This is a genomic window from Bartonella sp. W8122, from assembly GCF_016102485.1.
GTDB classification, from domain to species: Bacteria; Pseudomonadota; Alphaproteobacteria; order Rhizobiales; family Rhizobiaceae; genus Bartonella; species Bartonella apihabitans.
The window spans coordinates 1,717,143-1,732,132 of record NZ_JACFOO010000001.1 but is presented as its reverse complement, the minus strand read 5'-3'; the positions used below and the strand labels follow the sequence as shown (position 1 = coordinate 1,732,132).

Sequence of the window (14,990 nt, the reverse complement as noted above, 5' to 3'; positions counted from 1 at the left end):
ATGAAACAAGCCCTTTCGCAATAAAGTCCGCGTCAATCCGGTACACTGGTTTGTAGGGCAAGTGCATGAAGCACACCACCCATAGTGCCTTTCAAAGCGTTATAAACCATTTGATGTTGCTGTACACGGTTCTTGCCGCGAAAGCTTTCGGCAACGACTTCGGCTGCATAATGTTCACCGTCACCGGCCAAATCGCGGATTGTCACTTTGGCATCGGGAATGCCATCACGAATGAGTTTCTCAATCTCATGTGCGTCCATTGCCATAATGCATCTCCTATATTTTATTCGGTCAGAATAGCATAAGCTGAATAGCTAATCGACGGTTGGTTATTTATTTTCCATAAAGTCCGGAAACCAGCTTTCATAGGCATTTTCAAGTTGTTTGGCAGAGAGTTTGATCTGTCCTTCAATGACCAAATCTTGGCCGGTCACTTTACCCAGATTGGTAAGTTTTACGCCGGCTTTTTTGGCTTGTTCTTCAACAGCAGCATATTTATCAGCATTGACAGATATCAGGTAACGAGCCTGATCTTCGCCAAACAGTTCTGCATGGGCAGGCGTCTTTCCGGTTAATTTCGCACTTACACCATGATGCGATTTCATAACCATTTCCGCCAGAGCAATTGCCAAGCCGCCATCAGAAAGGTCATGACAAGCGGTGATCATTCCGGCTGTTATCAATTTTCTGATGAAACAACCATTTTTCTTTTCTTTGTCAAGATCAACGTGGGGAGGGGTACCTTCCTCTTTGCCCAAAATATCGCGTAAATAAACTGATTGTCCTAAATGGGAGCCACAATCACCAACGAGAATGATAAGATCTCCGTCTTTCATTCCATCAATTTTTGCCATCTTATGCCAATCCTCGATCAGACCGACACCTGCCATTGTGGGGGTAGGCAATATGCCCTCGCCATTGGTTTCATTGTAAAGTGAAACATTTCCGGATACGATCGGAAAATCAAGCTTTTTACATGCTTCACCAATACCTTTGATTGCATAGACAAGCTGGCCCATAATTTCAGGCTTTTCAGGGTTGCCGAAATTCAAATTGTCGCTACAGGCAAGCGGTTTGGCACCGGTTGCACAGAGATTACGCCAACATTCGGCAACAGCTTGTTTACCGCCCTCGAATGGATCAGCCTGACAGTATCTCGGTGTAACATCGGAAGAAAAAGCAAGTGCCTTATGGGTATTTCCCTCGACACGGATAACACCGGCATCGCCGCCCGGGCGCACCAGACTATTTCCCTGAATAAGGGTATCATATTGCTCATAGACCCAACGCTTCGAACTCTGGTCAGCGGAACAGAGAAGTTTCAATAATGCATCCTGCAGATTTACCTGTCGGATATTGGCAATATCTATTTCTTTAGCCTCTACAGGTTTTACCCATGGCCGATCATATTCCGGCGCTTCATCACCCAATTTTTTAATGGGAAGATTGGCGACTTCTTCACCGTGATGAAGAACGCGGAAGCGTAAATCATCAGTCGTTTTCCCGACGATAGCAAAATCAAGACCCCATTTTTTGAAGATTGCAGCGGCTTCTTTTTCGAGTTCCGGTTTCAAAATCATCAGCATGCGTTCCTGACTTTCAGAAAGCATCATCTCGTAAGCTGACATATTGATTTCACGAACCGGTACACGATCCAGATCAAGTTCGATACCGAGATCGCCCTTTGCTCCCATTTCAACGGCAGAGCAGGTGAGGCCGGCTGCCCCCATATCCTGAATGGCAATGACGGCACCCGATGCCATAAGTTCGAGGCACGCTTCCAACAGACATTTTTCGGTAAAGGGGTCGCCTACCTGAACAGTAGGTCGTTTTTCACCAATTGTCTCGTCAAATTCGGCGGAAGCCATGGTCGCTCCGCCGACACCGTCACGACCGGTTTTGGCGCCGAGATAAACAACAGGAAGCCCCACACCTTCGGCTTTGGAATAAAAAAGTGCATTGGTTTTAGCGATTCCCGCAGCAAATGCATTGACGAGGATATTTCCGTTATAGCTCTTGTCAAAATTCACTTCGCCGCCAACGGTTGGTACACCGAATGCATTTCCATATCCGCCGACACCGGAAACCACGCCGGAGACGAGATGTCTCGTGCGTGGATGATCCGGTGAACCAAAACGAAGCGCATTCATGGCCGCAACCGGTCTTGCTCCCATTGTGAACACATCACGCAAAATTCCGCCAACACCGGTGGCCGCGCCCTGATATGGCTCGATATAGGAAGGGTGGTTGTGGCTTTCCATTTTGAAGACAACGCATTCGCCATCACCGATGTCTACAACGCCGGCATTTTCACCAGGCCCCTGAATCACGCAATCGCCTTTTGTAGGAAGCGTTCTGAGCCATTTCTTCGATGATTTATATGAGCAATGTTCGTTCCACATTGCCGAAAAGATTCCGAGTTCTGTGAACGATGGTTCACGACCGACAAGCTCGAGAATACGCGCATATTCGTCGGGCTTTAACCCGTGTGCAGCAATGAGTTCGGGTGTAATGGCAATGTCGTTCTTCACGCTCATTGATTGGCTCCATCAAACAAGTTTATTTTCAGCATCGCTAAAAAATTTTCAATCAGCACTGGTTATCGCCTTTGACCCAGCGGTCGATGTCCTCGGCTATAGCATTGCCATGAGTGGTTGCCATAAGCGGACCATAAACGGAAACCCTTGCAGGATTACCCTCAGCTTCAACAACTAGAATCGGCTTGCCACCGGGTGTGTTTTTGGGAACGATCAGCATGCGCGGGCGACCTGAATATGACTGCAATTCCGGTTCAAAACCATAGCGCCTGAATTCGGATTTATTCGATTTGAACCAGCAACGATTGGCCGTTAGCGCCACGCGTTCCATGGTCTTTAATGCCGGTTCGCCGCTAGCAAGTTCGATATTTCCCGGACCAACTTTTTCAGTGCAGGCTACGAGCGCTAACATAACGGATAAAAGCGAACAACTCGCTAGATATTTGATTTTCATGCTGCAAGTCCTAATGCGCTAATAAACAGTCTTTTTCCGTCCATTCCGCCATGGGCGGGTTCGATCAAATCTTCCGGATGTGGCATCAAACCCAGGACGTTGCCCTTTTCATTGATGATACCGGCAATATCATTGATTGATCCATTCGGATTTGTCCCTTCGGCATAGCGAAATACAACCTGTCCGTTCCCCTCCAGTCGCTCGATAGTATCTTTATCGGCATAATAGTTACCGTCATGGTGGGCGACAGGACAACGTATGATTTCGCCTTTATGATAGGCGTTTGAAAATGCTGTTTTCTCGTTTACAATTTGGAGTTTGACTTCGCGGCAAGCAAATCGCAAAGAGGCATTACGCATCAACGCACCGGGAAGCAATCCGGCTTCAACCAGAATTTGGAAACCATTGCAGACACCGATAATCTTTGTCCCTTTTTCCGCATGTTCGAACACCGCTTTCATAACCGGCATGCGCGCGGCAATTGCTCCACAACGAAGATAATCTCCGTAAGAAAAGCCACCGGGGATAACGATAAGATCGACATCGGGAATTGTCGTCTCTGTCTGCCAGATCTTTAAAGGCTCTACGCCGGTAATCAAACGGAGAGCGTCAATCATATCGCGGTCGCGATTTAGTCCGGGTAACTGGATAACAGCCGTTTTCATTACAATATCCGTTTCCGATTAGAGAAGTTCTATCCGATAATTCTCGATGACTGTATTGGCGAGCAGTTGTTCACACATTGCTGTCAGCTGTTTTTTTGCCTCGTCTTCGGTGAGATCGTTAAGCACAATATCAAAAATTTTGCCCTGCCTGACGGACTCGATGCCTTTGAAATCAAGGCTATCCAAAGCGCCGACAATGGCTTTACCTTGTGGATCAAGAACGCCTGTCTTTAAGGTGACGGTTACGCGCGCTTTCATCATTTATTCCTGCATTTCTTTTGCCAAAAAGGTAAGGCGGCCCAGAAAGCCGCCCGATGAACTATTTTACAAGAACAGGACCATTTGGTCGGGGTTGTTCATTCTCATTCATGATTCCCAACCGTTTTGCAACTTCCTGATAGGCTTCGATCAGCCCGCCCATATCGCGACGGAAGCGGTCTTTGTCCATTTTTTCCTTGGTATTGATGTCCCAAAGGCGTGAAGAATCAGGTGAAATTTCGTCTGCCAACACAATATGCATAACGTCACCTTCCCACAACCGGCCAAACTCCATTTTGAAGTCCACAAGCTCAATACCGACACCGACGAATAAGCCGGTCAAAAAGTCGTTTATCCTTATGGAAAGTTGCATAATGTCCTCAAGTTCGGCAGGAGTAGCCCAGCCGAAGGCAGTAATATGTTCTTCGGACACCATCGGATCGTCAAGCTTGTCTTTTTTATAGTAAAATTCGATGATTGATTGGGGGAGGGGGGTGCCTTCTTCGATGTCGAGCCGTTTCGACAAAGAGCCGGCGGCAACATTTCTAACAACAACTTCGAGTGGCACCATATCAACAGCTTTGATGAGCTGTTCGCGCATGTTGAGGCGTTTGATAAAGTGTGTCGGAATACCGATACGTGCAAGCTGAGTGAAAATATATTCCGATATGCGGTTGTTCAAAACTCCTTTACCGTCAATAATTTCATGCTTTTTCGCATTGAACGCGGTAGCATCATCCTTAAAAAACTGGATGTAAGTGCCCGGCTCGGGCCCTTCATATAAAATTTTTGCTTTGCCTTCATAGACGCGATTACGACGGTTCATGGCTTTTTCCTTAAATTAACCGGATAAATTAGCTTGATGTTTCCCTAACTCAATTCCGCGTATTTCACAATCATCTCTTGTCGATAGACACCAAAATTTCCCGCTTTGATACAAGTTAATTTACAGTATACTATTGCTAACGGGATTTAAATGTTGCAAGAACATCCCGACAAGCCGGATCATGGCAAAAATTAGGAGAGATTCTCATGGACGGGATGAAAGAACGTGCGGATGCTTTCGAGCATAAATATATGATCGACGAGGAGCTTCGTTTCAAAGCGAATGCACAGCGCAACCGCATGATCGGCCTTTGGGCTGCTGACCGTCTTGGTAAAACCGGCGAAGCTGCCGATGAATACGCCAAAGAAGTCGTCAGAACCTCATTCCAGCGTGGGAACGAGGAAGCGGTTATCGAGAAAATTGTCCATGATTTTCAAGCTACCAATGTTGCAATTAGCGAAACCGACCTACGCAAGAAAATGGCGCAACTTCTAGAAGAATCTTTGGAGCGTGTTCGAAACGCTTGAGTGGAATTGTCAATCTCATCCATCTATTCAGCTGCCGGGCTTTTGACCCGGCAAATTTTTTTCATCTCAAAGCTTTCCCAGAAACTGGGAAAAGACCATAAGGCCTTCCGGCCACGGACCGTAACCCGAAGCAGAATTTATGTGACCGGCTTCACCGGCATCAATAAATAAAGAGCCCCAGTCTTTCGCAATATCTTCGGCAACGGCGAAATCGCAATATTCGTCATTGCGACTGGCTATAACGATTGATGGAAACGGCAAGCGGTCACGCGGGTAGGGTCCAAATGTCATAAGGTGCTTTGGACGAATATCGGGATTTGCCACGTCAGGTGGAGCAACGAGAAAAGCACCCCGCACTTTTTTACCAAGAAAAGGAACCGAAAGGATAGATGTGGGGACGCCGAGTGAATGGGCGACAATGACAACAGGTTTTTGAGCTGCTTCAACTTCCTTGATTAATTCCCGAGTCCAGTCTTCACGAACGGGTTTCGACCATTCGGCCTGCTCGACACGATGGGCGGTTGAAAGCTTTTGCTCCCACCGTGTTTGCCAATGATCAGGACCGGAGCCCTGATAACCGGGAACAATTAGGATATCAACCTCATTTACCCTCATCCAACGACCTCTTGATAAAATCGCGACTGATCAACCGTAACCATTAAATAGGCAATTGGACGATCAGACAGATCAGATCATACAACTTTGCCGATTTCTGATTGGCGACAGCCATGTATTATGTGAATTAATACCATAAAATCTATCCGAAAACCCGGTGGAAAATCGTATCAACATGTTTTGTATGGTATCCGAGATCGAATTTTTCGCGAATTTCTTCCTCGCTCAAAACGCGACGGACATCAGGATCAGCGAGAAGTTCCTGAAGAAAATCTTTCCCGTGTTCCCAGACCTGCATGGCATTACGCTGAACAATCCGGTACGCATCCTCGCGACTAACGCCTTTTTGTGTCAGAGCCAGAAGTACGCGTTGCGAATTCACCAAACCATGAAACTTGTTAAGGTTTTTCATCATATTTTCAGGATAGACGAGCAGCTTATCAATAACCGAAGTAAGCCGTGCCAATGCGAAATCAAGAGTTATAGTGGCATCCGGACCGATAAATCTCTCCACGGAGGAATGGGAAATGTCGCGTTCATGCCAAAGAGCAACATCTTCCATGGCAGGAAAAGCGAAAGAACGTATCATGCGGGAAAGCCCGGTGAGATTTTCTGAAAGAACCGGATTGCGTTTATGGGGCATTGCAGATGACCCTTTTTGGCCGGGGGAGAAATATTCCTCGGCTTCAAGAACTTCTGTTCTTTGCAAGTGCCGAATTTCAATTGCCAGACGTTCTATAGATGAAGCAATAACACCGAGTGTTGCAAAAAACATAGCATGTCTGTCACGCGGGATAATTTGCGTCGAGATCGGTTCGGGACGCATACCCAATTGATCGGCGACATAGGCTTCAACACGCGGGTCGATATTAGCAAATGTCCCGACAGCACCGGAAATGGCACAGGTAGAAATTTCTTCTTTTGCAGCGACAAGCCGCGCGCGGCAGCGTGAAAATTCAGCATAGGCAAATGCCAATTTAAGCCCGAAAGTTGTCGGTTCTGCATGAATGCCGTGGCTGCGACCGATCATGACCGTGTCTTTATATTCAAAGGCACGTTTTTTAAGAGCTTTAAGCAACTCGTCCATGTCTTTGATCAAAATATCGGAGGCGCGCATCAGTTGAACATTGAGCGTGGTGTCGAGCACATCGGAAGAAGTCATGCCCTGATGGACAAAACGCGAATCAGGTCCAATAAATTCGGCAAGATGCGTCAAAAAAGCGATAACATCATGTTTTGTTACAGCTTCAATCTCCTCAATACGGGAGACATCGAATTTTGCGTTGCTACCTTTTTCCCAGATATTTTTTGCAGCTTCTTCCGGAATAACACCGAGTTTGGCTAATGCCGTGCAAGCGTGTGCCTCAATCTCGAACCAGATGCGGTATTTTGTTTCTGGCGACCAGATGGAGACCATTTCAGGACGGGAATAACGCGGTATCATGATCGAGTTCCTTCTGTTTCAGCGTCTTGCTGCTTTGCGCAAGGCGTCAATGCGTGTTTTGTAAATTTCTTTATTACCATTTTTAAATATTGCAGATCCTGCAACAAAAGCGTTTGCGCCAGCCGAAGCTGCGCTCCCGATTGTTTCGGCTGTAACTCCGCCATCAACTTCGAGGGTAATTGGCCGATTTCCAATCATCGCATGTATTTTTTTGATTTTCTCGACCATCGCCGGAATAAAACTCTGGCCGCCAAATCCCGGATTGACTGTCATAACAAGAATGAGATCAATTTGATCAAGAAGATATTCAATGATGTGTTCCGGTGTACCCGGATTAAGCGAAATGCCGGCTTTCTTGCCCAATGCTCTTATGGCCTGCAAAGAACGGTGCGGATGAGGAGTCGATTCGGCGTGGACTGTTATAATGTCTGCTCCGGCTTTGGCGAAACTTTCCAGATAGGAATCAACGGGAGAGATCATCAGATGGACATCGAAGACGGCGCTCGTTACCGGTCTTATAGCTTTTACAACATCCGGACCGAAGGTGATATTGGGCACAAAATGACCATCCATCACGTCAACATGAATCCAGTCAGCACCAGCGGCGACGACATCTGTAATTTCCTGACCAAGACGGGAAAAGTCTGAAGCCAGAATTGAAGGGGCAATTATTTGTTGCAAAGACATTTCAATCTCCTCGGCTGCTGCTTCCTATCACGTAGTTTTCCCGTATAAAACCCGTTTTTCGGCCGATCCACATCTGAACGCATTCATTATCAAAGTTATTTTAACCGAGATTGCTAGCATTTTAGGAAAAATTTGCGTACTAATGCACTGTAAATTTTACTGAAAATGGAAAAAACAAACCGGCAGATTTGAAAATTGAATTATGACTGAACATTCGACACATTTAATTTCGTCAGACAAGCCGATTGTAACGGTTTCCTCGGTTGACTATCGTAATGCGATGAGCCATTTTGCCGGAGCAGTTCATATTGTCACAACCGATGGCTCCAAAAATAAACGGGGTGTTACAATTTCGGCCTGTTGTTCTCTTTCCGATAACCCTCCGACTGTTCTTGTTTGTCTGATGAGACAACATGAAGAAAACAGAATTTTTATTGAAAATGAAAAGTTCTGTGTGAACACTTTGACAGGGCATCACAAAAACCTGTCGGATATTTTTGCGGGTCGCGGCGGACTTTCTCAGGAACAACGGTTTTTGCAAGCAGAATGGGGCACATTGAGAACAGGAGCACCGGTTCTCTCCGATGCGCTTGTTGCACTCGATTGCCAGCTGGTTGGTTGGCACATTCATGCCACCCATTATGTTTTGATTGGCGAAGTGGTGGCGGTTAAAACCCATCCCGGAATTGATGCCCTGATGTATCTTGACCGCAATTACCGGACATTGCCACTCATCTAGGTTTACACTGCTGCTCTAGGTTTATTTTTTAGCAAAATCGCGCGGCACATCACCGGTCCGCTTGAGTTTCATTCCGACGACAGGAATAAGGTCATCCTGAATTTTTACTGAAACGGTGATATTCATCGAGTTTTTATCTTCAAGACGCGCCATCATAGCGCCATTGAGTTGCTTGCGGTTCAATCCGAAAACCATCCGGTCGGCGCCGACTTTACCGGAGACGACATCAAGTCCATCACCTTTTGCACCGTCATTGAATTCGCCGGAAAAGCCAGAGGGACCTCTCTGAACAGTTGCCTTCATCGGCTGTGAAAAAACGCCGACGCGACAATTGCCATCAAGTGTCATGCCAACTTGAGACACTTCGGTTGTGCCGGCAAAAGTACAAGTGAATTTTGTTCCTTTATATTTTCCGGCAACGACTTCTCCGGGACCCGCCCAGCTCCCTTCTATCGAGCGAAAGAAGTCAACATCGCTGTCAGCTGCGAAGCTTGTTGTCACCATTGATGATGATGCTATAGTCAACCCAATAAAAGCCGAAAAGATTTTTTTCATAATGGCGTTACTCTGCCTTTTACACAAATTACGCAAAACCGTACGAAACGATGTGACCTGTTAAGACAAATCCGCATCGCCAGCTATTATCAGAAAAAATGGTTAATTCTTTATTCGTTATTTTCCCGTTCGGGTGTTTTTTTTAGTTTTTCTTTGTCTTTATTCCGGTTGAAACCAATCAGGTCTCCGGTAAAATCACTTATGCCGGGTCTTTTTTCTCCGTCAAACGGGAAAGGACGGAGTGCATCCATTGTTGCTATGCCGATGCGCGTTGTCATCAAACCATTGACTACGCCTTCACCCAAACGTGCAGACAAGCGGGTTGCAAGTCCCTGTCCAATAAATTGTTCGACAAGACCATCGCCGACGGCAAGAGTACCGGTGACGGCAAGATGGGAAATGACACGCTTTACGAGGGAAATCAGACCGAAACGTTCAGGACGTGCTCCATAAAGCGTTGCCAGACGACGAATGAGCCCGACAACCTCATAAAGAACATAGCCAAGATCAATAATAGCACGGGGGCTCACGGCTGTCACAACCGAAACACGTTTTGCAGAATTGAGAATCATTTTTCGCGCTTCAAGATCGAGTGGGCGTAGAATTTCATATTCGGCGAGATGGATCAGTGCTTTACCATCTATAATATCTCCGTTGTGCGATAACATAGCCTGTCTCCCCTCGGATATATAAGGGCTTCGGGCAGTGTAGCGCATCAATTCTTCTACCGATTTCCTCGCAAGATTGATGTTATCCGTTAGCGCAGCTTCTTCCGCATTTTTCCTTATTTTATCAACTGACGCCAGACGCAATAATGCGCGCACTTCACCGATGATGAAGCAAAGGAGAGCGATACCACCTACAATAGTAATAATCAGGGCAATAAAGCCTAAAAATTGGTATTCGGCAAAGAGCGAGCGTATGAGGCCATCTGCCGATAAACCGAGTGCCAAAATCAATAATAGCAAGACGGATGATAAAAATATTCTACCGCTTGTAAAAGTGCGTTTGGTTTCGGATGTGTTATTATTCTCAAGCTCGTTCAGTTCGCTTAATGCCTCGTCCAGAAAAGGATCGCTCTGGTCCTCTTCGATTGACTTCAGGTCGTTTATTGCCTGTGGTTTGCGACTGGTCATATCAAATAATCTCCGAATAGAAATTCCAATGCACGGTCGAGACGGATTTGCGGAAAGGGCTGATTCATTTTTAATTGCGGCGGTAAAAAACGGACAAATTGTAACTTTTCAGGCAAATTTTCTTTTAACAGTTGAGATAATGATTGAGGCAAATCACCGGGGAAAATAGCTGTTTCGGTTTTTCCATCAAATACCATATCGCCAATTGTTTCACCTTTCATCGGTGTTCCTATGACAACGGCCAAGCTTTCGCCGTTTTTTTCGCTCGTTCCTTCTTTTGTAGAACGTAGTGAAGCCACTGCCAATGTATCGGTTAAAACGCCTTTCAACTCAGCTTTATCCATGGCAGTCCGGACAATTTCCGAGGTGATATTTTCGAGACGAGCATGGTTGATATGATGGAGATAGTCGGCTTTCGTGGAAGCTACCAAAATACGATCGATCTTGTGCTGAACGAGTGCACTGAGAAGATGGTTTTTGCCAGCCTTAAAGCAGTCGAGAATTTCGCATAACGCATTTTGCATTTCGAGAATTGAAGCGGTTCCCCCATTTATGGCGTCGAGAGAATCAACCAGAATGACCTGACGATCAAGACGAGCAATATATTCTCGAAAAAATGGTTTAATAACCAGATTTTTATAGGCCTCATATCGCTGTTCCATAATCTTTGCGATAGAGTTATCGGGAAATTCGGCAATTCCCAAATCGGGTAGGGGTGAAAAGCTAAGGACAGGTGCGCCTTCAAAACTGCCAGGTATGAGAAACCGTCCCGGAGGAAGCGCGGATATCATGGTACCGGAATTTTTTGCCGAGCGTAAATAGCTTTTGAAACTTTCAGCCAGAACTTCAATATCACGCTCGTTTGCCTCATTTAGGAAGTTAACACTCCGGATCGCACCAAGCCAGGCTTTCGCATGTGCTTTGTGTTCCGGTGAATTGGCTCTTGCAATTGATTGGGCACTGAATTCACGGTAATTTTTTTGAAGTAATGGCAAATCAAGGAGCCATTCGCCGGGATAATCAATAATATCAATCGAAAGCTTTTTCTGTTTGGAACCTGAAAACTTTTGCGAACGCGTTAGAAATTCGAGTTTCAGGCGAAGTTGGGAAAGTGAACGCGTGGATTGCGGCCAAAGTTTTTCATTAACCAAACGATCGATATGTTTTTCGAATTCAAATCGAGCTATTTTACTATCCGGTTGTTCGGCAAGTCGTGCGTTCAGCAGCCTTCCTTCGCGTGCGACTTCGAATATCGGCAAACGACCGGAATAAAGCAGATTTTGAATTAACGATGTGATGAAGACCGTCTTTCCGGCTCCCGAAAGTCCCGTCACCCCCAGTCGCAACGTGGGATTGAAGGTACTTTTCGTCCGGTCTCTCAAAGCATCGAATGCAATGACTGCTTCGTCTTTTAATGATGTTAAAGAAGGCAAATAAACTCAATCCTCAATTAATTTCTATAAAACCAGCTTGTCAATCAAGCATATGGTGCACACGAATAACGTGCGCAAGACGAGCAATGTGCGTTAGACGAGACCGGTTCATGGTTTGAGAAGCGCGATAAAGTTGCCCCTCCCAATCGATATCCGGTTTTTGGCTATAGGAAAATCGAATAAAGCAAGATTTGCCGGTTGTAAAAAACGGGGAAGAGAAGCAACTGGAAGGCAATTATTGTTCAACTGTGTGACGACCTGACTTATGGCCGGATTATGACCGATTACGAGCAAAGGCACACCGTCTTGCGAAATTGTTGTGATGAGCGAAATATAATCATCAAAATTTCCATAATATAATTTGTCGATAAATTTCAGGCTTATACTTGATTTCAGGCAAAGCGCATCAAGAGTTTGTCGTGTTCTCTGTGCCGGAGAACATATTATTGTTAACGGACCAGAGACATAATCGGGAAGTATTGTTCCTATTATTTTTGCGCCAAAACGGCCTTTTTCAGACAATGGACGATCAATATCTTTTTCTAATTTTTTGCCGATTTCCGCCTCTCCATGGCGCATAAGCCCTAAAGTTATTCGTTGGTGATCAGTCATCTCTCAATCACAAAATGAACTAAGCTGAAATCTAAATTGAAGAATGTCTATTCTATTGCGTTCTATACTGTTTGTGAGGTTGATATATTAGTAATGTGTTGAAAAATGGATCAAAAATATATTTTTTGTCTTGTGTTGGAATTTTTTGCACAATATATAGAGCCGCACATACAACATGTGGAGGCTTGACTATGAGCGAAACATTGGACGCCGAGTATCATCCCAGCGAAGATGAGCCTTTCATGAGCGAAAGGCAAAAAGTTTATTTTCGTGCTAAACTTATAGCTTGGAAAAACGATATTTTACGCGAAGCACGCGAAACGCTCGAAAACTTGCAAGAAGAAAATGCTAATCAACCTGATTTGGCAGATCGCGCTTCATCCGAAACGGATCGAGCAATCGAGCTGCGCGCCCGAGATCGGCAACGCAAGTTGATCGCTAAAATTGATGCAGCATTGGAACGGCTGAACGATGGTACCTACGGTTATTGCGAGGAGACCGGGGAACCGATCAGCATAAAACGCCTCGATGCCCGTCCAATTGCAACCCTTTCTATTGAAGCTCAGGAACGTCACGAAAAGCGTGAAAAGGTTTATAAGGACGAATAAACCGGATTTTAGCTTACTGAAAATGAAAATAGTCTGTGTCGAGTGTATATTTGACACAGACTTTTTTATTTCTGGCTTTTGTATTTTCTGGCGCTTCTATTTTTGGCGCTTGACAAAGGCTTTGCTCTTGTGATGGGGGCAGAAAATTTACCCCTTGAGCAACTCATAAAACGGTTTAAAAACTGCTTTTTTTAAACTGATTGGACAAGTACGAATAAGTTATAATCAGGCGAATGAGAAATACGCGATTTTTTGTTGTGAAGGATAGCTGTTTTCTGTCGTTGGGCGCATATGTGGTAAAATTTTAGTTATTTTTCAATCAAAAAAAGAGTAAATTATTAAAATCGGAAATCGGGAAACTCCCTCCTATAAAAGCTATGCAAGACAATTGCATCTTTAGCAAAATGTGAACTTTTGTTTCTTGGAACTTTTCTTTCAGTCGAAATATGTGTCCAAAGTGGATCCGCTTTAATCGAGACAAGTAGATTTTGTCGCCAATCCAAGCGTTTTGCCAGACCGGAACAACAATCGAATATGAAAACTCTTGAACTTTGCGCATAATTAAGAACTTTGCGCATAATTACGATCTGTGTTCTGTTACAGATCCCCTTCCAGACATATCCAAAAATGATCAAACTGAACGATTGATAACCAAATAACTGCAGTTTTTGACTGTTTTCAGCTCTTTTCGTTTTTGATTGCGTTTTTCAACTCGTTTTCGAACATATGATCGAAATCGTCATCAAGATTAACAGCCGGATCAATTGTTTTTGGCGGTACTCGTAAAGATGGTTCACGACGTCCTTCGATTTCCGCGCTAATTGTTTCATCTTTCACCGAGGGGGTGAAACGAGGTGTCGGTTCTTCTTTCAGAGTGGATTGTCGAGGGGACGGACGAGCTGCCGGAGCAACTGGAAAATCTGTCAAGGTTGGTTCCCTTGGAACAGCATTACGCGATGATCTGTTGGCAAATTCGTTGTTATCGGCAAGCACACCTACGTTCAGCTCGGCAGGATTGTTTAACGTTTTCTGCGGTATCGCTTTATTAAAGTCGTTGTGTGAAGGAGCCGAATTGACATCACGACGGTTCTCAAATGCTACAGAAGGTTCTCTTGGAGATTGGCCAACAGGATTGATGTTAGTATTTTCGATAGACGGATCTACATTTGGTTCAGGCACATGCCGACGGGGTAAAAAAGCCGCCTCTCTTGATGAAAATGTGGGTTTGAAATCCTCCTGCAAGGAAGACAAATCGGCTTCCAGCCGTTCGTCACTTGCCCGTATGGCAGGCGAAGCAGCAGCTTGTTGCGTATCGGATAAAGATGTACGCAACTCCGGTTCACGATAATTCGGAATCGATGAAGAGTCTTTTGCAACCTCATTCATCGGCTCAACATGAATTTCACCTTTGGTTGAATTTTCATCCAATTTTATGTTGGTTTCGATAACAAGATCCGTTGGTCCACCAATCATCAGCAGATGTTCGACATTGTCACGGCGCACAAGAACAAGGCGGCGAGTACGATCGACTGCAGCCGCGTCACGAACAGATAGCCGGGGTGTACGTGACTTTCCACCTACGACAAAGGTACCGTTATTGAATTTACGCAGTAACTTGATGGTAATCGCAATTGCAGCAATAACGATAATAAGCACAACAAGGCTGCTAATAATATTCGCTGCAGATTGTCCAATCTGATTTTCTAACCCAAAATGCATGCCTTATTTCTCTCCTGCTGGAAAAGCGTGATCATATCCGTCTGTCTATCTATATGCCAGAGCACCTCTTGATGGAAAGTAGCAATATAGGGGAATGGACAGATCTTTGCAGTTATATATACAGTGGTTTTTTATTTTAACAAAATTAACGCTGTCAATTTTCTGTTTTCCACCA

Annotated in this window: 17 protein-coding genes; 3 read left to right on the top strand and 14 right to left on the bottom strand. The window is 45.1% G+C overall.

Annotation, left to right across the window (positions count from 1 at the left end; genetic code table 11):
• Window positions 1-32 precede the first annotated feature (32 nt).
• From H3S83_RS07540 to purC, 6 genes are all read right to left on the bottom strand, one after another.
• Complete coding sequence (locus H3S83_RS07540; RefSeq protein WP_077971639.1) at window positions 33-266, bottom strand: BolA/IbaG family iron-sulfur metabolism protein; 234 nt, start codon at window positions 264-266, stop codon at window positions 33-35.
• A 63-nt stretch (window positions 267-329) separates the two neighbouring features.
• Window positions 330-2,537 (bottom strand): phosphoribosylformylglycinamidine synthase subunit PurL, encoded by a 2,208-nt coding sequence (gene purL / locus H3S83_RS07535; RefSeq protein ID WP_198239324.1) that lies wholly within the window; start codon window positions 2,535-2,537, stop codon window positions 330-332.
• A gap of 52 nt (window positions 2,538-2,589) precedes the next feature.
• The gene (locus H3S83_RS07530; RefSeq protein WP_198239323.1) at window positions 2,590-2,991 is read right to left on the bottom strand and encodes a hypothetical protein; all 402 of its coding nucleotides are present in this window, start codon (window positions 2,989-2,991) and stop codon (window positions 2,590-2,592) included.
• Window positions 2,988-3,656, bottom strand: a complete 669-nt coding sequence (purQ, locus tag H3S83_RS07525) for a phosphoribosylformylglycinamidine synthase subunit PurQ (RefSeq protein ID WP_198239322.1) — start codon at window positions 3,654-3,656, stop codon at window positions 2,988-2,990. Before purQ ends, H3S83_RS07530 begins: the two co-directional genes overlap by 4 nt.
• Window positions 3,657-3,674: 18 nt before the next feature.
• A complete protein-coding gene (gene purS, locus H3S83_RS07520; protein ID WP_077971633.1) occupies window positions 3,675-3,914 on the bottom strand; it encodes a phosphoribosylformylglycinamidine synthase subunit PurS in 240 nt (79 codons plus the stop codon).
• A gap of 61 nt (window positions 3,915-3,975) precedes the next feature.
• Complete coding sequence (purC, locus tag H3S83_RS07515) at window positions 3,976-4,740, bottom strand: phosphoribosylaminoimidazolesuccinocarboxamide synthase (protein WP_077971630.1); 765 nt, start codon at window positions 4,738-4,740, stop codon at window positions 3,976-3,978.
• Window positions 4,741-4,946: 206 nt separating this feature from the next.
• Between purC and H3S83_RS07510 the strand changes: the two genes are divergently transcribed.
• The gene (locus H3S83_RS07510; protein WP_077971628.1) at window positions 4,947-5,267 is read left to right on the top strand and encodes a DUF1476 domain-containing protein; all 321 of its coding nucleotides are present in this window, start codon (window positions 4,947-4,949) and stop codon (window positions 5,265-5,267) included.
• A 66-nt stretch (window positions 5,268-5,333) separates the two neighbouring features.
• Here H3S83_RS07510 and H3S83_RS07505 read toward each other — a convergent pair whose 3' ends face one another.
• The 3 genes from H3S83_RS07505 to rpe all read right to left on the bottom strand — a co-directional run bounded on the left by H3S83_RS07505 (window position 5,334) and on the right by rpe (window position 8,013).
• The gene (locus tag H3S83_RS07505; protein WP_077971626.1) at window positions 5,334-5,882 is read right to left on the bottom strand and encodes an alpha/beta hydrolase; all 549 of its coding nucleotides are present in this window, start codon (window positions 5,880-5,882) and stop codon (window positions 5,334-5,336) included.
• A 142-nt stretch (window positions 5,883-6,024) separates the two neighbouring features.
• Window positions 6,025-7,326, bottom strand: a complete 1,302-nt coding sequence (purB, locus tag H3S83_RS07500; protein ID WP_077971625.1) for an adenylosuccinate lyase — start codon at window positions 7,324-7,326, stop codon at window positions 6,025-6,027.
• An 18-nt stretch (window positions 7,327-7,344) separates the two neighbouring features.
• Window positions 7,345-8,013 (bottom strand): ribulose-phosphate 3-epimerase, encoded by a 669-nt coding sequence (rpe, locus tag H3S83_RS07495; RefSeq protein WP_198239321.1) that lies wholly within the window; start codon window positions 8,011-8,013, stop codon window positions 7,345-7,347.
• Between the two features lie 202 nt (window positions 8,014-8,215).
• On the opposite strand from rpe, the gene H3S83_RS07490 reads away from it, so the two are divergent.
• On the top strand, window positions 8,216-8,752 hold the full coding sequence (locus H3S83_RS07490) for a flavin reductase (RefSeq protein ID WP_198239320.1): 537 nt from the start codon (window positions 8,216-8,218) through the stop codon (window positions 8,750-8,752).
• Window positions 8,753-8,773: 21 nt separating this feature from the next.
• On the opposite strand, the gene H3S83_RS07485 is transcribed toward H3S83_RS07490, so the two are convergent.
• The 4 genes from H3S83_RS07485 to H3S83_RS07470 all read right to left on the bottom strand — a co-directional run bounded on the left by H3S83_RS07485 (window position 8,774) and on the right by H3S83_RS07470 (window position 12,488).
• The gene (locus H3S83_RS07485; RefSeq protein ID WP_077971622.1) at window positions 8,774-9,307 is read right to left on the bottom strand and encodes a hypothetical protein; all 534 of its coding nucleotides are present in this window, start codon (window positions 9,305-9,307) and stop codon (window positions 8,774-8,776) included.
• A gap of 110 nt (window positions 9,308-9,417) precedes the next feature.
• Window positions 9,418-10,443 (bottom strand): YcjF family protein, encoded by a 1,026-nt coding sequence (locus H3S83_RS07480; protein ID WP_198239319.1) that lies wholly within the window; start codon window positions 10,441-10,443, stop codon window positions 9,418-9,420.
• Complete coding sequence (locus tag H3S83_RS07475; RefSeq protein ID WP_198232654.1) at window positions 10,440-11,876, bottom strand: YcjX family protein; 1,437 nt, start codon at window positions 11,874-11,876, stop codon at window positions 10,440-10,442. The genes H3S83_RS07480 and H3S83_RS07475 overlap by 4 nt, the downstream gene beginning before the upstream one ends.
• A 108-nt stretch (window positions 11,877-11,984) precedes the next feature.
• A complete protein-coding gene (locus tag H3S83_RS07470; protein ID WP_198239318.1) occupies window positions 11,985-12,488 on the bottom strand; it encodes a histidine phosphatase family protein in 504 nt (167 codons plus the stop codon).
• Window positions 12,489-12,679: 191 nt separating this feature from the next.
• On the opposite strand from H3S83_RS07470, the gene dksA reads away from it, so the two are divergent.
• Window positions 12,680-13,096 (top strand): RNA polymerase-binding protein DksA, encoded by a 417-nt coding sequence (dksA, locus tag H3S83_RS07465; protein ID WP_077971618.1) that lies wholly within the window; start codon window positions 12,680-12,682, stop codon window positions 13,094-13,096.
• Between the two features lie 678 nt (window positions 13,097-13,774).
• Here the strand turns inward: dksA and H3S83_RS07460 are convergent.
• Window positions 13,775-14,815, bottom strand: coding sequence for a flagellar biosynthetic protein FliO (locus H3S83_RS07460; RefSeq protein WP_198239317.1), 1,041 nt, complete (start codon window positions 14,813-14,815; stop codon window positions 13,775-13,777).
• Window positions 14,816-14,990: the final 175 nt, after the last annotated feature.

Excerpts from the sequence above, each read along its gene's own strand:
- purB (WP_077971625.1), bottom strand. The coding sequence starts at position 7,326 with ATGATACCGCGTTATTCCCGTCCTGAAATGGTCTCCATCTGGTCGCCA.
- purC (WP_077971630.1), bottom strand. The coding sequence starts at position 4,740 with ATGAACCGTCGTAATCGCGTCTATGAAGGCAAAGCAAAAATTTTATAT.
- H3S83_RS07540 (WP_077971639.1), bottom strand. The coding sequence starts at position 266 with ATGGCAATGGACGCACATGAGATTGAGAAACTCATTCGTGATGGCATT.
- H3S83_RS07460 (WP_198239317.1), bottom strand. The coding sequence starts at position 14,815 with ATGCATTTTGGGTTAGAAAATCAGATTGGACAATCTGCAGCGAATATT.
- dksA (WP_077971618.1), top strand. The coding sequence starts at position 12,680 with ATGAGCGAAACATTGGACGCCGAGTATCATCCCAGCGAAGATGAGCCT.
- purQ (WP_198239322.1), bottom strand. The coding sequence starts at position 3,656 with ATGAAAACGGCTGTTATCCAGTTACCCGGACTAAATCGCGACCGCGAT.
- H3S83_RS07505 (WP_077971626.1), bottom strand. The coding sequence starts at position 5,882 with ATGAGGGTAAATGAGGTTGATATCCTAATTGTTCCCGGTTATCAGGGC.
- H3S83_RS07490 (WP_198239320.1), top strand. The coding sequence starts at position 8,216 with ATGACTGAACATTCGACACATTTAATTTCGTCAGACAAGCCGATTGTA.
- H3S83_RS07530 (WP_198239323.1), bottom strand. The coding sequence starts at position 2,991 with ATGAAAATCAAATATCTAGCGAGTTGTTCGCTTTTATCCGTTATGTTA.
- H3S83_RS07485 (WP_077971622.1), bottom strand. The coding sequence starts at position 9,307 with ATGAAAAAAATCTTTTCGGCTTTTATTGGGTTGACTATAGCATCATCA.
- purS (WP_077971633.1), bottom strand. The coding sequence starts at position 3,914 with ATGAAAGCGCGCGTAACCGTCACCTTAAAGACAGGCGTTCTTGATCCA.
- H3S83_RS07510 (WP_077971628.1), top strand. The coding sequence starts at position 4,947 with ATGGACGGGATGAAAGAACGTGCGGATGCTTTCGAGCATAAATATATG.
- purL (WP_198239324.1), bottom strand. The coding sequence starts at position 2,537 with ATGAGCGTGAAGAACGACATTGCCATTACACCCGAACTCATTGCTGCA.
- H3S83_RS07470 (WP_198239318.1), bottom strand. The coding sequence starts at position 12,488 with ATGACTGATCACCAACGAATAACTTTAGGGCTTATGCGCCATGGAGAG.
- H3S83_RS07480 (WP_198239319.1), bottom strand. The coding sequence starts at position 10,443 with ATGACCAGTCGCAAACCACAGGCAATAAACGACCTGAAGTCAATCGAA.
- rpe (WP_198239321.1), bottom strand. The coding sequence starts at position 8,013 with ATGTCTTTGCAACAAATAATTGCCCCTTCAATTCTGGCTTCAGACTTT.